The organism is Bacillus sp. 05T21 (genome assembly GCF_056396785.1).
In genome coordinates this window covers 1-19,878 of sequence record NZ_JBFTMD010000003.1, presented here as the reverse complement: position 1 = coordinate 19,878, position 19,878 = coordinate 1, and the positions used below count along the sequence as shown (strand labels likewise).

General features: G+C 34.8%; 20 protein-coding genes, 3 pseudogenes and 2 riboswitches. Of the genes and pseudogenes, 3 read left to right on the top strand and 20 right to left on the bottom strand.

Going from position 1 to position 19,878, the window contains the following annotated elements; all coding sequences use genetic code 11:
* Positions 1–39 precede the first annotated feature (39 nt).
* From AC1DKZ_RS08695 to AC1DKZ_RS08680, 4 genes are all read right to left on the bottom strand, one after another.
* Complete coding sequence (locus tag AC1DKZ_RS08695) at positions 40–393, bottom strand: hypothetical protein (RefSeq protein WP_002084455.1); 354 nt, start codon at positions 391–393, stop codon at positions 40–42.
* The gene (locus AC1DKZ_RS08690) at positions 390–965 is read right to left on the bottom strand and encodes an NAD(P)H-dependent oxidoreductase (RefSeq protein ID WP_431182686.1); all 576 of its coding nucleotides are present in this window, start codon (positions 963–965) and stop codon (positions 390–392) included. The genes AC1DKZ_RS08695 and AC1DKZ_RS08690 overlap by 4 nt, the downstream gene beginning before the upstream one ends.
* A 22-nt stretch (positions 966–987) precedes the next feature.
* Entirely contained in the window at positions 988–1,425 is a 438-nt protein-coding gene (locus AC1DKZ_RS08685; RefSeq protein ID WP_476996001.1) for an SWIM zinc finger family protein, read from the bottom strand.
* Between the two features lie 214 nt (positions 1,426–1,639).
* Entirely contained in the window at positions 1,640–1,960 is a 321-nt protein-coding gene (locus tag AC1DKZ_RS08680) for a hypothetical protein (protein ID WP_002110869.1), read from the bottom strand.
* 38 nt (positions 1,961–1,998) lie between these two features.
* Positions 1,999–2,097, bottom strand: a riboswitch (SAM riboswitch).
* A 120-nt stretch (positions 2,098–2,217) separates the two neighbouring features.
* Between AC1DKZ_RS08680 and AC1DKZ_RS08675 the strand changes: the two genes are divergently transcribed.
* Entirely contained in the window at positions 2,218–2,409 is a 192-nt protein-coding gene (locus tag AC1DKZ_RS08675; RefSeq protein WP_002084448.1) for a hypothetical protein, read from the top strand.
* A 30-nt stretch (positions 2,410–2,439) separates the two neighbouring features.
* On the opposite strand, the gene AC1DKZ_RS08670 is transcribed toward AC1DKZ_RS08675, so the two are convergent.
* The 7 genes from AC1DKZ_RS08670 to rraA form a co-directional block, all read right to left on the bottom strand.
* Positions 2,440–3,162: a YwiC-like family protein gene (locus AC1DKZ_RS08670; RefSeq protein ID WP_476996000.1), complete on the bottom strand. Its 723-nt coding sequence runs from the start codon at positions 3,160–3,162 to the stop codon at positions 2,440–2,442.
* 184 nt (positions 3,163–3,346) lie between these two features.
* Positions 3,347–4,048 carry an ECF transporter S component gene (locus tag AC1DKZ_RS08665; protein WP_002167975.1) on the bottom strand — a complete coding sequence of 234 codons (702 nt, stop codon included), beginning with the start codon at positions 4,046–4,048 and terminating at the stop codon, positions 3,347–3,349.
* On the bottom strand, positions 4,021–5,682 hold the full coding sequence (locus tag AC1DKZ_RS08660) for an ABC transporter ATP-binding protein (RefSeq protein WP_476995999.1): 1,662 nt from the start codon (positions 5,680–5,682) through the stop codon (positions 4,021–4,023). Before AC1DKZ_RS08660 ends, AC1DKZ_RS08665 begins: the two co-directional genes overlap by 28 nt.
* The gene (locus AC1DKZ_RS08655; protein ID WP_476995998.1) at positions 5,655–6,533 is read right to left on the bottom strand and encodes an energy-coupling factor transporter transmembrane component T; all 879 of its coding nucleotides are present in this window, start codon (positions 6,531–6,533) and stop codon (positions 5,655–5,657) included. The genes AC1DKZ_RS08660 and AC1DKZ_RS08655 overlap by 28 nt, the downstream gene beginning before the upstream one ends.
* A 28-nt stretch (positions 6,534–6,561) precedes the next feature.
* Positions 6,562–7,365 (bottom strand): DUF4430 domain-containing protein, encoded by an 804-nt coding sequence (locus AC1DKZ_RS08650; protein WP_002084440.1) that lies wholly within the window; start codon positions 7,363–7,365, stop codon positions 6,562–6,564.
* A 124-nt stretch (positions 7,366–7,489) separates the two neighbouring features.
* The gene (locus tag AC1DKZ_RS08645) at positions 7,490–9,172 is read right to left on the bottom strand and encodes a DUF4430 domain-containing protein (RefSeq protein WP_476995997.1); all 1,683 of its coding nucleotides are present in this window, start codon (positions 9,170–9,172) and stop codon (positions 7,490–7,492) included.
* Positions 9,173–9,678: 506 nt separating this feature from the next.
* Positions 9,679–10,164 (bottom strand): ribonuclease E activity regulator RraA, encoded by a 486-nt coding sequence (gene rraA / locus AC1DKZ_RS08640; RefSeq protein WP_002013954.1) that lies wholly within the window; start codon positions 10,162–10,164, stop codon positions 9,679–9,681.
* 198 nt (positions 10,165–10,362) lie between these two features.
* Here rraA and AC1DKZ_RS08635 point away from each other — a divergent pair, with 198 nt between their 5' ends.
* On the top strand, positions 10,363–11,793 hold the full coding sequence (locus AC1DKZ_RS08635; protein WP_476995996.1) for a YfcC family protein: 1,431 nt from the start codon (positions 10,363–10,365) through the stop codon (positions 11,791–11,793).
* 142 nt (positions 11,794–11,935) lie between these two features.
* On the opposite strand, the gene AC1DKZ_RS08630 is transcribed toward AC1DKZ_RS08635, so the two are convergent.
* The 8 genes and pseudogenes from AC1DKZ_RS08630 to AC1DKZ_RS08595 all read right to left on the bottom strand — a co-directional run.
* Entirely contained in the window at positions 11,936–12,784 is an 849-nt protein-coding gene (locus AC1DKZ_RS08630; RefSeq protein ID WP_431182693.1) for an endonuclease I family protein, read from the bottom strand.
* A gap of 397 nt (positions 12,785–13,181) precedes the next feature.
* On the bottom strand, positions 13,182–14,063 hold the full coding sequence (locus AC1DKZ_RS08625; RefSeq protein WP_242310961.1) for a 5'-methylthioadenosine/S-adenosylhomocysteine nucleosidase: 882 nt from the start codon (positions 14,061–14,063) through the stop codon (positions 13,182–13,184).
* 177 nt (positions 14,064–14,240) lie between these two features.
* Positions 14,241–14,344, bottom strand: a riboswitch (purine riboswitch).
* A gap of 186 nt (positions 14,345–14,530) precedes the next feature.
* Positions 14,531–15,556: an alpha/beta hydrolase family protein gene (locus AC1DKZ_RS08620; RefSeq protein ID WP_476995995.1), complete on the bottom strand. Its 1,026-nt coding sequence runs from the start codon at positions 15,554–15,556 to the stop codon at positions 14,531–14,533.
* Between the two features lie 16 nt (positions 15,557–15,572).
* Complete coding sequence (locus AC1DKZ_RS08615; protein WP_476995994.1) at positions 15,573–16,697, bottom strand: helix-turn-helix domain-containing protein; 1,125 nt, start codon at positions 16,695–16,697, stop codon at positions 15,573–15,575.
* A 387-nt stretch (positions 16,698–17,084) separates the two neighbouring features.
* Complete coding sequence (locus AC1DKZ_RS08610) at positions 17,085–17,501, bottom strand: DUF1259 domain-containing protein (RefSeq protein ID WP_001061492.1); 417 nt, start codon at positions 17,499–17,501, stop codon at positions 17,085–17,087.
* Between the two features lie 700 nt (positions 17,502–18,201).
* Positions 18,202–18,411: pseudogene (locus tag AC1DKZ_RS08605) on the bottom strand (hypothetical protein).
* 429 nt (positions 18,412–18,840) lie between these two features.
* Positions 18,841–19,050, bottom strand: coding sequence for a glycine zipper domain-containing protein (locus tag AC1DKZ_RS08600; RefSeq protein ID WP_000764044.1), 210 nt, complete (start codon positions 19,048–19,050; stop codon positions 18,841–18,843).
* A gap of 92 nt (positions 19,051–19,142) precedes the next feature.
* Positions 19,143–19,280, bottom strand: a pseudogene (locus AC1DKZ_RS08595) (IS6 family transposase); the annotation flags it as partial.
* Here AC1DKZ_RS08595 and AC1DKZ_RS08590 point away from each other — a divergent pair.
* A pseudogene (locus AC1DKZ_RS08590) lies at positions 19,274–19,447 on the top strand (cardiolipin synthase); the annotation flags it as partial. The pseudogenes AC1DKZ_RS08595 and AC1DKZ_RS08590 sit on opposite strands and share 7 nt — an antisense overlap.
* A 319-nt stretch (positions 19,448–19,766) precedes the next feature.
* Here AC1DKZ_RS08590 and AC1DKZ_RS08585 read toward each other — a convergent pair.
* Positions 19,767–19,878: DUF4177 domain-containing protein (locus AC1DKZ_RS08585; protein ID WP_476996163.1), on the bottom strand; the 112-nt coding region annotated here is incomplete at its 5' end.

The following is a 19,878-nucleotide window of genomic DNA, read 5'->3' as shown; positions in this document are numbered from 1 at the left end:
CGAAAAGCTAGTTTTATACTAGCTTTTTTATATAATAAATCATTCGTTATCTATACAGCTTATTACCTTCCTCCACTCTACCTCTGCATGATTTAATGCTTCATATGTAAACAAATCTTCACATACTTTTTCAATCATATGAGGATTGTTCTTAAGGAAATTCCACTGCAATACTTTAGGAAGAAAATATGTTTCATATTCTTTACTTCCCTTTATTACCTCATCAACTTCTCTTTCACAAATCCCTCTTATTAAATAATCATTTCTTAATTGTATCTGAATTTGTTTTAACGTTTCACTACACTTCTTCAATTGGACTAAACACTTAATATACGTACGAAAAAGTTCGTCATCATACTTACAGCACTTTATAATACGATCGATTTCATTCATAATGTACGAGCCGCTTCTTCTATTTGTAACAGCCATTTTTCACGCTTCGTTACTTTACTCGTTTTCACAGATTGAAAAGCAGAACGTTTTATATTGCGAATACCACAAAAACGCAAAACCCCTCTTTTCATCATAATCCAATCCGCTGATCGATATAATAGTGCTACGTACCATAACGGTGAGTCTAACGTATTAATAACCCACGCCTTCTTACCTTTAAATAAGCCTTTCGGTAATGCCCCCTCATATTTATAAGCAAATCCAGCTACAAAAATACGATCGATAAATCCTTTTAAAATAGCAGGCATGCCCCACCACCATATCGGATATATGAAAAGAAGAATATCCGCTTTCTGCACTAATTCTCTATATCGCTTCGTCTCTTCTTCATTTAGTAAATCACGTCTTTTCTTCTCTTCATTAAATACAAGCACTGGATCAAATTGTTCTTTATATAAATCAAGTAGCGTAACAGAATGATTTGTTTCCTCAAGTCCTTTTTGCACATGCTCTAAAATTGCCCCATTAAAGCTTGAAGGATTAGGATGAGCATATATAATTAGTACGTTCACTACAAAACAACTCCCTCTTTAGTTAAGGTTTCCCCTTCTTTAACATTTTCTCTACAATTTGCACATTTTTCGAACTTTGTAACAAACGATTTAATACTGTTAGTAACTCTTCTTTTTCTAAACCTTTCAATTGCTCTTTAACTGTACTCTCACCAGCACCTTGAATTTCATACACAACTGCCGCCATATGTTTACAATAATTTTCATAAGGACACTCGCAGCTACTTTCTGCAAAATCTTCAAGATCAATAATCACTTCATAATTCCCTGCATTTCCAGTAACGAAAGCAAATACTTTCTTGTCGTGTATTTCAACATCTTCTACATGTCCCTCTTCATAATATTCATATCCTCTATCTATAATGTACTTTGGAATCCATTTCATTATATCTTTTAATAAGTATGCATACATCACAACACCTCTTCCTTTAATTCCCTTTTGACTTCCAAAATCCTGCATGTTATTCTAATAACTGTCAAGTAGCGAGTCTACGTGACAAACGACTGACACCTATTCGGCGAAGGTGTCTCTTTTCATTTGCAGCCGATATGAAGTGCCTTTTTCAGGCACATTCAATCTTTGACACTACACACTCAACACCATTCCCTTGTATCAGGCTGCTTTAGCAGTCTTTTACGCTACATACTTCGTTATTTCAAGAAAAAAAGAGAGCCTAGCTCCCTTTTCCCGCTTTATAAAATACCCCTTTTTCAGCATAGCGATATTCATCATCAGCTAAAGTAATTTTCCCATCCAGTTTGAGTTCATCTAATAGTCTTGATAAATAAAATTGATGTAACATTTTTTTAGTGAATTTTCCTTCATGATGCGAAACGATATGTTCTTGAATATCTAACAATGATATTGGCTTATCTTGCTCTATCATATATTCATAAACTGTACTACGCAGTTTTACGTATTTTTCGAGTGTCACAGTACTTCGCAACCCCTTTCTTCTTATTATATGTTTTCGTAATCGGTTTTTTTGCAACAAAAAAACCTCTCCGATAAGAAGAAGTTACGTATATCTTCGTCTTATCTCCCAGAACAAATATGTTCTGCTGGAATTAGCACCTGCATCGCGGTTGCTGGGTTTCATCGGGCCAGTCCCTCCACCTCTCTGGATAAGAAAATATTCACTTTAAATTTAACTATACGTAATTTTATTATAATTGTCAAATAAATATAATAATTATATTTTCTTCTTTATTGTTCATACTACAAAAAGATGTACAAAAGGAGGCTACTACTTTGAAAAAGAATGCTCGTGGATACGTACAAGATTCTTTTCATTCCTTACAAGAAGCAAAACATTGTTTAGAAGATGCATTACAAACTGTTGAAGAAGATTTTAATCGCGCACGTATTGAACAATCCCTTTACGCTGTAGAGCAAGCATTACAAAGATGTGATTATACCGTTCACATTTTAGAACAAGAATGAAAACTTCCCATCAAAAGATGGGAAGTTTTTTCAAATGGCATACTTCATCATTATTGCCGTTATGATTAAAAAATATACAGAATTAACAATTTCTAAAATCCCTACTTTTAATATAGAAATCTTTTTACCATACAACATAATGGCCCGAATTAAACTTGGTACAAATATGAGTGAACACCATGGATTTATAGTAAATACGATTACTGTTAATACAATATGATACCCCCAAGATATAAAACGATACTTCGGATTATTTTTTTCACGAATCATCGTTTTCACATAAAACGTACTTCCTAAAAAATATAGAAATGAAATAAGCGCAATGAATAATGCTGTTTTATCTATTAATTTCATGGAGAAATAATAACTGATTAAACCACCTATACAAAACACTATAATCGCACAAACATCATTTAGTAATGCTCGTTCATTTTTTTGACGAGCGTAATACATATTTATAATAAACAATGGAATCATTAATACTGCGAATAAAAGAATTCGCCATTCATATAATAAAGAAATCATCCCAAATACAAATGCAATGATAAAATAAACAATTGCAGCGTGTAGAAATTCTTTTTTTCGTTTTTGCTTTATGTACACGAGAAATGGATACGTAGCTAAATAGATAAAGAACCAAGCTAAAAACAATGGAATATGATAAAAAGTAGGTTTCCCAAGTATAACACTTAATAGAAAAGGTATAACAAGCATTGCCCACGCACCATGTTGCTTCGGAATAACTAACTTCATTAACTATACACCCCCCTCTTGAAAATAGTTCTCACCTACTATTATACAAATAATTTCATATAATAACGGATATATATTAGATCTATTTTTTGACAATAAAAAATGCTCCTTACAATATGTAAGAAGCATGAAAGAGGCAAACGAATATGTAAGTCGCGACCCTACCTTATATGAGTATGCTTTTCTATGTCACGTTATGCTCATCTAATATACCGTATTTCTTTTTAAATCTTGTGAGGATCGTAATCCATGACGTACTAAATAACAGAAGGAAAATAACATTCGATATCGCGTGACTCAGATCAAAGTAAAAACTTGCGACATAGTAAGCAATAACTGTTTCCCACGTTGCTTCTTGTATAAAACCAAGAAGACCCCAAAAATTCATAATCCAGCCAAATAGAAATCCAACGGCAAATCCGTACAACAGTCTTCCCCACAGTTTTTTCATTAAAAATGTATTACGTAATAGTCCAGCTATAAACCCGATCATGCCCCAAGAGAACATTTGCCACGGCGTCCACGGACCTTGTCCTAAAAAAATATTAGATACAATAGCCGCCGTTGCCCCAATCATAAAGCCAGTTTCACTCCCAAAAACAATTGCAGAAACGATAATGACAAAAGAAGTCGGTTGTACACTTGGTAAAATAGAAAATGGTACCCGGCTAACCGCTGCAATCGCCGCTAACACAGCAACGATAACAATTTCACGTGAAACAAACGCCTTCCTTTCAAAACGAACATAGAAAGGTAACATAATGACAGCTAATAAAAACAAACTACTTACCATGTAATACCCGTCCATAATAAAAGTCGTAAAGAGTAGTGTACATATTACAACAGCAAAAATAAATATTATGAATGCAACATATCGTTTGGACACGCTTCGTACACATCCTCCCACGTTAATGCAAACGGCAACTCTCTACGGATGAATCGATTAATAGATGTTGTATAAAAGAAGTTACCACTAAAGAACTCTTTCGGTGCATCATTCATAATGACTTTCCCGTCAAATAACATCATGCACTGATCAACGTATTTCGCTGCAAACTCAATATCATGCGTTGCCATTACAATTGTTGTACCTTCTTTTTGCAACTGTTTAAATAGTTCTCCAACTCTTTCCTTTTTCCATGGATCTAGTCCCTTTGTCGGCTCATCCAGTAATAATAAAGTTGGCTTTGACAATAAAGTTGTACATAATGCGAGTAGTTGTTGCTCTCCCCCGCTACAATCATGTGGATGGCGCTCTTTAAGTGAATCTAACCAGAACTTTTTCAACATTTCTTCTGCTATTACTTTTCCCTCTTCTCCATATAATTCACGCGCGCGCTCATAAACCTCTTCCCACACTGTATCAAATGTAAAATGATAATACGGGTGTTGTGATACGTACCCTATACTTTTAAATCGTTCTTTCGAATCAATTTTATGTATCATTTTTCCATTCCACTTTACCTTACCTCTTCTAGCTTTTTGTAATCCTGCTAAAATCGTTAACAGCGTAGACTTCCCGGTTCCGTTTTTCCCAACTAGAGCTGTCCATTTTCCCTTTTCGATGTTTACTGTTAAATCGCGTAAAATAAGTGGACTACTTTTTTCATATTGAAAAGATATATGTTCTGCACTTAAAATTACTTCTTGCTTTTCACATTGTTCTACTTGCCCATTCCTATATGATATCGCTGAAAAATCATTCATTTTCATTTGTGCTTCTCGCACTGTAAATGGAATCTCTTTCACATTCCACTCTAAAAACAATCTTGGAATTTGCGGAATGAATGGACGAAACTTTTCTACTTCCCACATGTTCGCTATCACACTTTTAGAAGTACCATCATAAATGATTCTGCCATTATCCATACAAACAACGCGTGTTGCGAGCGGTATAACTTCATCTAAACGATGTTCACTTAAAATAATCGTAATTCCAAGTTCTTCATTAATACGTTTTAATAATCCTAAAAACTCTTTTGCAGCAATCGGATCTAGCTGCGCTGTCGGTTCATCCAGTAATAGTAGCTTCGGCTGCATGACTAATACTGCTGCTAAATTTACTAGTTGTTTTTGACCACCAGATAAAGTATGGACAGATTGATGTAACAAATCTTGAAATCCTAAAAAGCTAATGAGTTCCGCTATTCTTTTTTGAATAATATGTGATGGTAACCCAATATTTTCTAAAGAGAATGCTAATTCTTGAATAACTGTATCCATTACGAGCTGATTTTCTGGGTTTTGAAATACCATACCAATTTCTTGTGCAGATAATAAATCTGGTACTTCTTCTAATAAAGCACCATCATAATATGTATGTCCAGAACGCGTGCCAATTGGAAGTAACTCCTTTTTAAAATGTTTTAATAAAGTTGTCTTCCCAGAACCTGAACCGCCAGCAAGTACGATAAATTCTCCTTTTTGAACAGAAAGAGAAATATGCTGTAACGCTTCTTCATTTTCATCAGTATATATAAATGATAAATTCTTCATTTCTGCATGTGCCACCACATCCATTCCCTTCCTTCCATCATAATTGGTAAACTAACAAACATCATAAATAATATAAACATAATTCCATCGTATTGCTGGAATAGTATTGATTCCACTTTCGGATAAATGATCAATTTCCCTCCGCCATAATAACTAAATATGAATGAGGCTATAAATAGAATACTTAAATAACTTAGCGTGTACCAATCGCGTCTTTCCATTCTATACCGAATATAAGTCGTACGTTTCGTTACACCAAATCCACGAGCTTGCATAGAATCTGCTGTTTGTAGTGCATCTTCTAACGAACAAACTAATAACACTTGCAGTAATTTCATTCCATTTTTTATACGCTCAATGAGTGAACCTGAATCTAATTGTACACCTTTCGTTTTTTGGACGAGTGTAATTTTCTTTAACCGCCTAATAAACAAAGGAACAAATCGCACTGTAATCATCGTTAACAATGCAACTTTCGGTGAAATTCTTGAAAACAAATATAAAAATTTATGACTCGAAATAATATCGTTATAAGAAGCAAACGTAAACATAATCGCAACTAATAATAAACCCATAACAAGTCCGTACATACAGGCCTCAAGCTTAATCCGGCTATCTCCTAAATGAAATAACGTAGTCGCTCCTCTATGTGTTAATAAAGAATTAAATAAAATAACCATCAAAAAGAATACGATAGTACTAGGTAGCATCTTTCTTATTTTCTCACCATTTCCCTGTACTATATTTAAGATTACTATTAGTATAATCGCTCCAATTAAAAAAAGAGGATGAAGACACATCATACATAGTATCATCACCCCAATATAATAGAAAAAATTCACAAAAGGATGTAAAGAAGAAAAGCTTATTTTCATAGTCCTTTACCGAATATCCCTTCTTAATTTAGTATACATACACCCATTCAACTGTATCTCCTGGTTTAACTGTAACTACACCAGCACTACGGTTCGGAAATGCACCGTTCACACGATATTTCCATCCACTATTATCATTTACGTCTTTTTCATATAAATTTTCAATACCTTTTACGTAAACATCACCTTTAGATCCACTCGCATCAACATCTAATCCTGTACTCTTTAGTACACTGTAAACTGTATCGCCTTCTTGTACATCAACCTTTTTTGCACCTAATAAGTATCCTTCATGTCCTTTTACGGAGATAGTAACTTGTTTTGGTTTTGGTATTACCGGATCTGGTGGTGGTACCGGTGGTGGCGGAGCTGGTAGATTATTGTTCTCTTCTGGATTTTTCTTTTGCTCCTGCTTTGGTGTTTCTTTTGGCTGATTAACAACCTTTGCTTCTTCTTTTACTTCTGGCGCTTTCGGCTGCTGGGGTTTCTCTTCTTGTACTTTTTGTTGCTCTGGTTGTTTATTTGCAGCAGGCTGTTCCTTTGGTTTCTCTTCTTTCTTTACTTCAGGTTGTTCCTGCGCTTTTTCTTCTTTCGGTTTCTCTTCTACTTTTTGTTCTTGTTTATCTTTCTGCTCTTCTTGTTGTTTCTGTTCCGGTTCAGCTTGCTTCTCTTCCGGTTTCGGTACATCTTTTTGTTCTTCCTGTTTCGCTACTTCTTTTTGCTCTTCTTGCTTCGGTTCTACCTTCTTCTCAGGCTTTACAGCCGTTTCTTCACATCCGGCTAATAATCCCAATGAAAGAACTAAAGAAATGAACCATTTCATCTTACTCATGCTGCCTCTCACCTTTCATAATAAAGTGAAACTTTAATGAGTGGAGATTTTGTTCATCTCCACTCATTATTAGCCCTCACCTTTTATAATAAAATTAGGAGCAAATGATTGCTCCTAATTTTTGTTAAGCTGCTTTACGTCTCCATAATACATATGCAGAAGCGATACATAATACACCCATACCTACTTGTGTAGCTGCACTATGAGAAGATGCTCCTGTTTGTGGTAATTGATTCTTATTCTTATTTGTTTCTTTATTAACTCGTTCGTTATTTACAACAACTTTCAGATTTTCATCTTTTGGTTGTTTTTGTAACTCTTCTTGTTGTTTCGGTTGTTCTACAACTTCTTTTTCTTCTACAGTTGGTTCTGGTTCTACAATTGGCTCTGGTTCTACAATTGGTTTCGTATCGATTTCATTCTCTACTACATTTGACCAATCATAAATCGATTTTCCAAGATCTTTAAACTGAAGTAAAGCTAAAAATGCTTGCTCTGTAGCCATTCCGCTACCTTTTTGATCACTTGGTAACCATTTAAACTCACCATTTGGAAGATGATATGACATTAAATTTTGTACTGCTTTATTAAGACGATCGTGATCTACATCTTTAACTAGCGATAGTCCAATAATTGCTTGTGCAGTACTATTAGAATTCTCTTGTCCATCAGCGGCAAAACCACCATCACCTAGCTGCTGCTTGTATAAATAATCAACAGCTTTTTGAATAGCTGGCTTTACATCTGCTTGATCTTGATAAGGAGCTAATGCTGCTAATACCATACTTGTTACATCAACGTTACTAGCACTTTCTTTACTACTTGAACTATCATACGTCCAGCCACCGTCTGTATGCTGCGCTTGTAAAAGTGCTTGTACTAAAGCAGCTCGATTCCATTTTGCTTCGGCCGGAATCTCATATTTCTTTGTATCTAATGCAAGTAATGTAAATGCGTATCCTGTAACGGAATTCACTTTATCTGATTCAAATAAATTTTGTACTAAATTTTGTCCCTCTACCTTTGTAGGATCAACATTCATTGCATTCATCATAATAATCGTTCTAGCTAAATCTGTTGCTGAAAAACGATTTAAACGCTTCTTAACCTTTTCAGCTACTGGCTTAACATAGTTTATTTTCGTTTCAAGCGGAACATTTACACCTGAACGAGCAAGTCCAATCGCAACCCAATCACTACCAATTCCATCTTGTAACATCTTTTCTGACGTTTTAGAAATCGCTTCGTTTAATTGTGCTGCTGGAATTTCGACTTTCTCTTGCTTTGATTGTTCTGTTACTTTATCTTCTGGTTTTTCTGTTTTCGGTTCTTCTGGTTTTGGCTCTTCTACAGTTTTACAAGTGCCAAATTTATCTAACGTTTGTTGCAACGTTTGTTGACTCATATTGCTCCAGTCTGCAACGTAACGAAATGCAACAACATCCCCAGACTCTAATTTATAACTATCCGCACCAACTTCTGCAGATTTATCATTTACATCATACAACCAACCGCTCGTTGCTCCGGCCATTAATCCATCGATGCCCTTTATATACGTTCCAAATGACATACTTTCAGATGTTACTTTGTCACCCATAACTTTTTGTAGCAAACTAAAAGCTGTTTCTCCATCTTCAATGGAAACTTCTTTCGGACATAACATAATTCCTTTTTGTGATTCACCAATAATTGCAAGTTTCGCTGTCTTTCCTTCAGCAAACGTAATATGTACTGTATTCGCAAAAGAAACAAATACAAGTGCCACTGCCATTAATGATGTAAGCAGCCATTTCTTTAACATTGCCATCCCAAAATTCCCTCCCTTTACTAACATTCACACAAAAAAAGACCCTTTAAGGGTATGCGGTTGACACTCTCTTTTTGTAAGTGTCGAACAAAAATGTACAACACCTCCTACCCACATTATTCGCGGCTATATTTGTATAGGAAAAATAATTTCGTTTATGAACGCACCATTGTGATAACATTCACTTTTCTAGGCAAAATTTACTCCCTTTTCAAGTTATCCCGCTATTCACCGAGCAGTAAGACCCCCACCTCAAATTCAGCGAAAGCAAAGAAGTTAAGTGGGGATCAACTGCCCGTAAATGCCCGATTGGTGAAGGCTAATAATCAGTGGGGATGAACAAAATCCCCACTGATTAAAGTTTCACTTTATCGTAAATCGATAAACCTATACATTCTGTAATTTTTAAATTCTGTATTATTTTACTATTGACAAAGAATTTTGTCCATGCTTTATCGGATTTATTTTCTAAGAATAATAGCTTAATAGCCTTCCATTAATAGAAGTCATCCCTCACTATGTAAGCTTTTATCACTAACAATAATTCCATCTTCATCTACATAAACATATTCATTCGGTTTCCATTCAACTTCACCAAATTGCACCGGAATATTTCTTTCTCCTTTTCCTTCTTTTACACTTCTATTTGGCATCGTCCCTAACGCTACAATACCAATATTAATATTTTTTAATTCACTAGAATCACGAACATACCCATTTACAATAATTCCTGCTAAGTTTCTCTCTTCCGCAATAGCTGCCAAATTATCACCGAGTAACGCACAATTTTTAGAAGCTCCGCCATCAACAACTAATACTGTACCTTCCGGCAGTGTTTGTAACCCCTCTTTTACTAGTACATTATCATCCTTCACTTTTACCGTTGCGATTTTCCCATAGAATTGTTTTTTCTTCCCGAAAGACCGAAAAGACTGGCGACATATTTGTAATTCCTTTTCAAATTCATCACATAGATCCGTAGTTTTCCACATCTCTTTCCCTCTTTTCTTTTCCTTTTATATTACATATTCTTGGATTTTTTTCGTTTCCCTGTCTAATATTGCAACAATTTGTATGTGTAAGAAAAGGACAGAAAAACTATTGCCTTAAGAAGCCACCTTTATTATAATCTATTCCACAGATAAATTTCGGAATATTAAAAATTAACCAAGTGAAAAAGGAGGGGTTTTATGCAATTACAGACCGAGGCAAAAAAACAGCCAAGTAAACGAAAGTTTAAAATGCCTGACGCGTACGTACTACTATTTTTTATTGCTTTACTTTGTGCAATAGCTACATATTTCGTTCCTGCTGGAGAATTTAAAAGAGTCACAAACGGTACTGTTACAACGACAATACCAGGAAGTTATCATTCTGTTCCACAATCGCCGGTAGGGTTTGTTTCTTTTTTTACCGCTATTGAAAAAGGAATGACACTTGCTGCTCCTATCATCTTCTTAATTTTATTTACAGGTGGAGCCATTGCAATTCTTGAAAAAACAGGTGCTCTTGACGGTTTAATCTATCATGTAATTAACAAATTTCGGAATCAGCAATTACTTTTCATTTGTATTGTCGCCGCACTCTTTTCTATTCTCGGAACGACTGGTATTATCGTGAACTCAGTTATCGGCTTTATCCCCATCGGCATCATCGTTGCACGCACATTAAAATGGGACGCTATCGTCGGCGTAGCAATTATTTATTTAGGCACTTATGCTGGTTTTAATGCTACTATTTTATCTCCCTCACCTTTAGGCATTTCACAAAAAATCGCAGAACTCCCGATGTTTTCAGGAATTGGTTTACGTACGACAATTTATATCTCTTTTTTAATTGCTACCATTTTGTATATTAATTGGTATGTAAAACGCTTAAAAAAATCGAATAAAGGAAGCATACTCGGAGATAACTGGTTTCCAAGTAATGCTCTTTCAAGTGAGAAAGAAACAGAGAAAACAGAAGTTCCTTGGACAATACGTCATAAATTAATTTTACTCGTTTCAGCTTTATCATTAATTGCATTTTTAATAGGCGCTTCTCGTCTACATTGGACGGACGCAGAAATGACCGCTACTTTTATATTCATAGCAATTACAGCGGGAATAATAGGTGGTATGAAAGCAAACGATATCGCTTCTACTTTTCTAGCAGGCTGCCAAAATCTCATATACGGTGCTTTGATCGTCGGAATGGCTCGTTGTATTTCAGTCATTTTAGAACAAGGCAAATTACTTGATACAATCGTTAATCAACTCGCACAGTCTCTCGAAGGACATAGCCCTGTATTTGGCGTTCTCGGCATGTATGTAAGTAGTGCCGCATTACATTTCCTCATTTCATCCGGGACAGGAGAATCTGTTATTTTCATTCCGATATTAGCTCCATTAGCCGATTTCATGCATATTACACGCCAAGTTACAGTACAGGCTGTTATGCTTGGAGAAGGTGTAGTGAACTGCCTCAATCCAACTTCCGGTGTTTTAATGGGCGTTCTCACAGCGAGCGGCATTTCTTATGGAAAATGGATTCGCTTCATGGCTCCACTTGCATTCATTTGGTTTATCATTGGACTTATTTTTCTTATTGTTGGCGTGAATATTGAGTGGGGACCGTATTAAAAGACTCATATTATACTTAACTTAATAAAATATCTATTCTATTCTCCAATCCTATAAAAATCACTTATTCTAGTATAGATATAAACAGGGATTGATCATAGTGATCAATCCCTTCTCTCAAAGTAAAATACCTTTAAATATTTTAATTCCAAATTTTATTTACCCATTCTGGATGATCAATAAAAGGATTACGATTATGTTGATATTTCGTAAAAATCACTTCATTACGCTTTCGCTCTAAATCATCTACCGGGTCTTGTTCATTCCATTTTAGTAAAACGGATAGTTTACCCATGTACGGATCTTTATTGTTATTCACCTTTTCATTTAATTCTAAGTCTATTTCGCCGTTGTCTCCTTCATAACGAACAGCCATGTAAAATAGCATTCTAGCGATATCTCCTTTTACACTATCACGAGGTTCCCAAGAATCACTATCGTACTTACATTCTGTCGCTTCTGAATGATTCACACCACCATTATCAAAATCCAGATTTCCACGTGAGCTATTTACAGATACATCCGTCGCTCTTAAATGATGCAAATCTGTTCCAGCTCCTGCAGTCGTTCCAAAATCACCGTGAGATTTTGCCCAAACATGCTCTCGGTTCCAATTATCAACTCCTGAACCATTCGTAAGTTTCCCTTGCGAACGCCCAGTATATAAGAGTAGCACATTGTTTTTATTATTTGGATCTTCATCAGTATCTCTTAGTGCTTCCCAAACCGCACTGTATGATAACTTTGTATGATCATCAATAACATTATGAAGTTCCTTCTTTAATTCTAAACCCGTTTTTCCTATAGCGTTATTATAATATGTATCGTCATAGTTTTTTACAGTAATCTCTTGTGCTGAAAACGTATCTACTTGTGGAGATGCAGAAACTACTTCACCATGTATGATATCTGTGAATGATAGAGATGCAGAACCTAAAATAAAAAATGAAGATAGTGTAACCATAGCAAGTTTTGTGTTTCGGAACTTCATATACCCATTTCCCCTTTAACATATAATTTGAATTGATTAATCAAAAAAGCCTATGTACATAGTTTCTTTTTCATACTGTTCTCCTAAATTTCAGTTTCTTCAATTACATAAACAATTTTTATTTTCACAAAGAATATTCTTCTCTAGTAAAGACTATTAAAATATTCTCTTACAGTAAAAAGTAGTTTAATGATAACTTATAAACTTCAATTTTTTTATGCAATTATACATATTTATTGAATAGTTCATAAAAAAAATTTACATAAAAAAGCTTGTTTCTTATCTTTTTTAAATAAGAAACAAGCTTTTCTTTTCCAACTACTAATCCTAATATAGGTCTATCTGTCTCGGAAACTTTTGGAGTTACTTGACGTTTATGGTAAGAATAGTACTACTTTTATTTATTTGGTATCGAATCTATATACTTTTTAACTACTTCATATACATATTCTTGATTTGCCGCCGCTGTATTTGGATTGTATTTTCCGCCGTTTGTTTTATTGTTAGATAATACTCGAATCCCTAAAAATGGTACGTCATAAGCTTTTGCAATTTGCGCTGCGGCAGCGCCTTCCATTTCTTCTACAGATGTACCGTATTTTGTATGGAACCACTTAATTCTATCAACTTCATTATTCCAAACGTCTGCTGAACCTATAGTACCTTCCACCACTTTACCTTTTGTATACTTGTCTTTTACTGCATTAGCTGCTGCAAGTAAATCCTTATCTCCCTCGTAGTATCGGATTTTCTCAGCATTTGGATCTTCTCCTGCACTTCCTTCAGAAGCCATCAGGTCCATAGATATCCATTTTGCCGGCTCAATCCCTTGGTTCTCATTCATATTTGTTGTTTTTAACGAACCTATATTCGCCACTTGTTTTCCTAAAACAATATCAAATACGTTTAAATTAGGATCATGTCCACCTGATGTTCCTTGGTTAATAATCGCTATAGGCTTATATTTTTCAATAGCCACTGCTGTAGCGGCTGCTGTATTTTCCATTCCTTTACCTGTTTTCGCAACGATTACAGGATAATTGTCTACAGTTCCTTTATAAAATACAAAACTCCCAGATTTTTCTTCTTTCACATTTTTTAACCTTTTTGCAAATTTTTCAGCTTCTATTGGCATTGGGCCTTGAATTAAGATAGGGTCTTGATTACTTTTTGCCTCTGCTACTTGTTTTGGACTAGCATTACATCCTGCAAGTATTGCGAATGACAATGCGATAGTAGTTGCTAGGGCACCATATTTTTTCAACAGATTTTTCTTCATAAATAATCTCTCCTCTTTCTCTTGTTGTTTTCTATACTCGAGGTTTTGGTCCAAAGAAAAAAGCTCTAGAAATTGTAGAAGAATCTCTACTTTCTAGAACTACGGTAGTCAAAGTTAATTAAGCAAAAGATGAGGCCATTGCTAAATTATAGATCGGTAGCGGCTCAATACACCGAACGACCGAATACTTTAACCCGTAGTCCAGTTCTTTCATTGGGAACTAGGTAGAAACGCTCGGACCATATTACCGAGTATATACGAGTGATGTTATTTAAAATTATTATATTGGTAATATAACAAACTATTAGTGTATACGCAATCTAAAAGTTAACATTTTTAATAAAAATAATAAGAATGTTCGTTTTTACAACTTAAATAGTTAGGATTTATCATTACCAAATGGAAAACGACGATAAAAAACTTATTACCCATATACTAAACTAGATTAACCTACAACAACCGATCTTTTACGGACAATTACTCTCCCTTCCAACTTCCTCACCTTCGCCTAATATTGAGCTGAGAGTCTTACTGCCCGCATATTGCGAAGTAAAATTCGTATCCATCCAATTCACAATAATTTCTTCCAGCTTCGGATGAAGCGGCTTATCTGCACCTTCCGCATAAATCTTTTTAAATTCTAACGCTTTAAAATCACCTTCAAAATATTTTAACGTATGATCCATATTTTTTATTACATATACTTCAGAATCACCCTTAACATAATTACCAATTCGCTTCGCTTTTTCAGGATTTGTCTGAAAGTCTTTATCACCAGCAATTGCTAGTACTGGACATTTTACTTTCATTAAATCTTTATAAATGTCATGCTGAAAATGCTCTCTAAGCCATTTTGCATTCATTGGCTTAAAACCAATTTTAACAATATCTTTTTTGGAGTTTATCATTTTCTCTGTTGCTTTTTGCGCCTGCTTTTCTCCCCGTTTCTCAATATTGAGAAGACGCATTAACTTTCCTTTTATTCCTTTTTGCTCTTTTAACTCTTTATAAATAATCTCTCTTTGTCTTTTAGTAGCTTCTTTTAACGATTCCGCAGCTCCTGTAAGAAGTATGAGTCCATTAACTGGTGTTCTTGCGTTTACTACAGTCGCTAACATACACCCTTCACTATGACCAGCTAAAATGATATTTTCCGGATCAACAAATGGTTGCTCTTTCAAATACGCAATAACAGCTTCTATATCGGATACTAAATCCCACATCCCAGCTTTCATAAATTCACCCCTACTTGCTCCAACACCACGTTTATCAAAACGTAATGTAACTACTCCGAGGTTTGTAATCAGATGTGCCAAGTCTTTATACATATTCCCTTTCATATTCAGTGGCACTATCGTTCCATCACGATCAACTTCTCCAGATCCAGCAATAATGACAACAGCAGCATACTTCCCGTCAGCTTTTGGCTTTGTAATCGTACCGCGCAAAGTAAATTCACTATTTATCGCTACTTCATATTCATCAAAGGTCATTATATTTATCCTCCCTCTATTCTTTTATATCCAATTTAAATTTCAAACTCGCTATTATATTTTTGTACTCTCTTACATCTTTCATCGATGCGAAAATCGGGTTCTCTGCAATACCTTGTAGCATGCTTCGCTTTATAATATCCTCATTTCTAACCGTTTTAGCGCCAAGCGGAAATTCTGCAAACCATCCATCAATCGCATCAAAATATGAATCGCCGTGTAAATGCAGGCTATTTACTGTAAAGCTATCCGCACAAACTGCTGCATATTTCCGTAGCATTTCTAATGAACCTTCAAAATTGTCTTGCATGCAATATACTTGTGCAGCAGCATAGTATACTTTTAAAGTCATATTAGGATGTAGTTTTTCTATTTCATACATGTCTATTAACATGAATGCTCTATTTAAAATTACCTCTACCTTTTCAGCGTTTGAGGCATTTACTACTACATAATTCGGTATTGTCGCAACGAGTTGTATTAAATGTTGATACATACTAATTTGCATCATTTCATTCGCCTTTTCAGCATTTCCAAGCATTTGATACGCCTGCGCAATTAGATCTTCCTCTGGAAAGTTAGGACGTATCGTTTCGCCAAGTAATTGAAGCACCTCATTTGGTCTATTGAGTATAAGATAGCAAGTTGCTTGAAACGATACCGCCTCTTTCACAAGAGAAACATCATCACTTTCTTCCTGCACTCGGCTAAAGAGATACATTGCCTCTTCTAAAATTTCAATTCTTTTATCCGTATTCTCTGTTAACATATGGTGGTTAATAAAAAGTAGTCCCATTTGAAGTAATAATGGAAAACAAGAATAATATTTTTTGATTATTTCCCTGCACTCCATCATTACTTCATCAAACGGTTCCTCACTAAAAGCTTCCGCTAGTCTATGATATAAATTTTTAATATCTTCCTGTTTCATTTGCGGTGTATAACAGATTAGTTCATCTATACTTATGTTAAAGTACGATGCTAACAGTGGTAAAAATGTAATATCCGGATAACTCTGCCCCGTCTCCCATTTGGAAACAGATGCCTTTGTAATACCGATATACGCCGCTAACTCTTCTTGTGTAATTCCCTTTTCTTTTCTCTTATCCGCAATGATTTTATGAATATTAATCTCTCTCACTGTATCACCTCATACTTTTATTATATGTACTTTATTCTATACAAAATATGGATTTAAAGTCGACTTTCGTTAACAAAATCAACTGTTAGGAAACATCTCTCTAAAATCAAAGGCAGGAACATATTTGATATGTTCCTGCCTTTTTATTGTGGGTACCGATACATAGCCATCTAGCTAAAATTTTGAAGTGCTTCAAAATCAAAACTTGCATCTCACCACAGTTTTCTATGAGAATCCAATGAACAGCTTATTTACATAATTTTCGATTATCGGAATTCAATGTATCTAAAAATTTATAAAAATGCTTTCCAGATCGCTTAGCTGGAGGGCATTCTTTGTTCACATGATTCTCGATATAAGAAATGAATAAATAGGATCTACTTAACATTAGCTCCCGTTATCAGTAATTGGATAACTACTTAAAACCGAAAAGGAATTTGCCAATTTTTTCGCAAAACTTAATGGTGGTTCAACAGATTGGATATGAATATACATAATCAATGGTTTCATATATAACCAATGATTATGTAAGGCGCTAACAATAATCCCTTGTTGAACAATTGATTGTATAAATAAAGGAATTTCTTCTTGTAAAATAGCGATTTCTCCAAAGTTCAACGCATTGCCACTTTGATCTAACGATTCAAAAGATAGCCCAACCGGTATCACTGAGGTGCTTGGTCGTCCTTGAACAAACACTTTAATATTACGACGCAAGGAGACAGAACAAACACCCTGATTTATGTTGCTTTTTCCATTAAGAATTTTAGCAAATTGCTCACAAAGGAAATTAAGGTTGTTCATAAATCTGATGCCCCTTTCTTATCAGATAAAAGTTACTTCATAAGTATTAATACTTATGAAGTAACTTTTATATAAGTAATTCAAGAAATTCCCATAAAGAAAAGACACCCTAAGGTGCCTTCCTCCGACTTGAACCACTTTACTTTTAATAATATGTATTAGACATTAAGTAAACACGTCCTATAAAACAGAATTATTTATTTTTACCAGATTGTTAGTGTACAAATACAAGAAAATCGAGATCGTTTGTTTGGCTAGATTAAAGCAACGCCACATCTATATGGTTGAGATGTGTTACGCCTTCTAATCGGAGAATCTGCTTTATAGAACGTGTCCACAAGTTATACTTTACTACATGTAATATTTATTTGGTGTAATTTTACCGAATATGTATAATTGCATTAAGCTTACGAAAAAAAGAAAGTATACTTTGGTATTGTGTAATAAAGATAAAGCCCACCTACGGAAATAGGTAGGCTTTTTAACGCATAAAGAAAAAACAGCCTAGGGTGCCTTCCTCCAACTTGAACCACTTTAATTTTAATAAGGGGTACCGCCACATGCCCATCAAGCTAAGATTTTAAAGTACCCCCTAAATGGAATTTTTTTTATAGCACCGAAGTTCATTTTTATGATTTTTGGGGAAGAATGTGCTTCTTAACTTGATACCGCAAAAAAACAAACAGGAATGACTATTAAGTCATTCCTGTTCCTTAAAGAAACATTCTATGGTACTAGCAACTGCCTTGAATGCTTCACCTTGGACACTAGAAATTGATAATCCTCCAATTATATTTTTCTACTGTGAATTTACACTATCCCAGTTATCATCCCAATTTTCAGTAATATGCTTATAAGCTTTAAAAGGTTTATCACGACTTGGTGAAACATATTTTAAAGCATCTATCAACTCTACAAACTCCAAAATACTTCAGGCTCTTCTTTTAGAACTGGAGTTACCTCTTCGTTGCGAGATAAAACTTCCATTTAGGTGGTGCTATTAAATTTTAAAAGCTAAAACAAGCATAACCCCGTTCTAAATTTAGGACGGGGTTAAAATATAGTTGTTTAATTTCCAATATAAGATACTTCACTGTACTCAAAAATATAACAATAAAGTCGATTAAAAATCTAAGGTTTATTCAGGCGCCCGATTGCGGAAAATCAAGAAAATGATTATGATTGCTGCTTATAGCTTGTTGAACTAACGCACCCTTTACTTTAAGTGAATTGATTCACAATCTCACCGATGATTTACTTAAAAAATCTGAATTAACTTAATAAAAAAAGGACTCCCTTTTTGGGAATCCAATTCATTCAGTGTCACTTTGATTAAAGTCTAATCTTCTCGGTTCGCAACACTGTCATTAGCCTCATCGGCACCTTCGCCGACTTTGTTACCCATCGCTCCTCCTGCAACAGCTCCTGCAACGGTACCAAGTGGACCAAGAACAGAACCCAAAGCAGCTCCAGCAACAGCACCGACACCAGTTCCTACCGCTTCGCCAGCATCATTATCAACACGATTACGTTCGTTTTTATCAGCCACTCATCTCACTCCTTATTTAGAATAGGCAAGTGCATTCCAGCACAATACCTTACATATTTTGACCTATAAGGACAGATTTATTCAAAGTGTTAGAATCCTGAGGATTTAGCAAACCGGCGCTTTACATAACAATGATCTTGTTCTATGTAATTATTGAAATGTTTGATTGTAGAATGAGCAGTACTTTTATAAAAGTCATTCACCTTTAATTTTTTGAGTGAACAATGAAGAAATGAACTGTTATATTCATGACCCTATCTATATTTCGAGAATAAAACCAGTGATTAATGCAGACTTACAAAATTCAAAGCAAGTAACATCCTCTGACGTCAATCAATTATCTATAAAAGAAAAAATGAAAGAAAAGGTTGCAAAAATGTTTGAGTATTATTTGTAAAGACAAAGTATTTTTATATTAGGGATAGTTTCACATTGCCATCAAGATAAGAAATGCAAATACCCCATATCCATCAAGCTAACAAGGAGGAGTTACCCCAAAACGATAAAAACGATCAACATGCATCAAAAAACCACGCTAAGCAAAAATACAATGAGCTGTCCATATGGACAGCTCATTTACATAATTTTTGTTATTAGAAGTTGATTAATATTAGCTTATTTGTCTTATAAGTTAAATTGAGAACAATTAGATCCCCAAATATTCCAGTTCTTTTTGTATGTTATTTAAAGCAAACCTCTCTTGTTTTTGAAAGGAGTTATTTGGTTCGTTTGAAGATAATCTCCAAAGAACTCGTGTATCCTGCCATTGTTAGAGTAAGGACTTGAACAAATTCCCAACCATCTTCAGCATGTCCATCTTCAGCATGT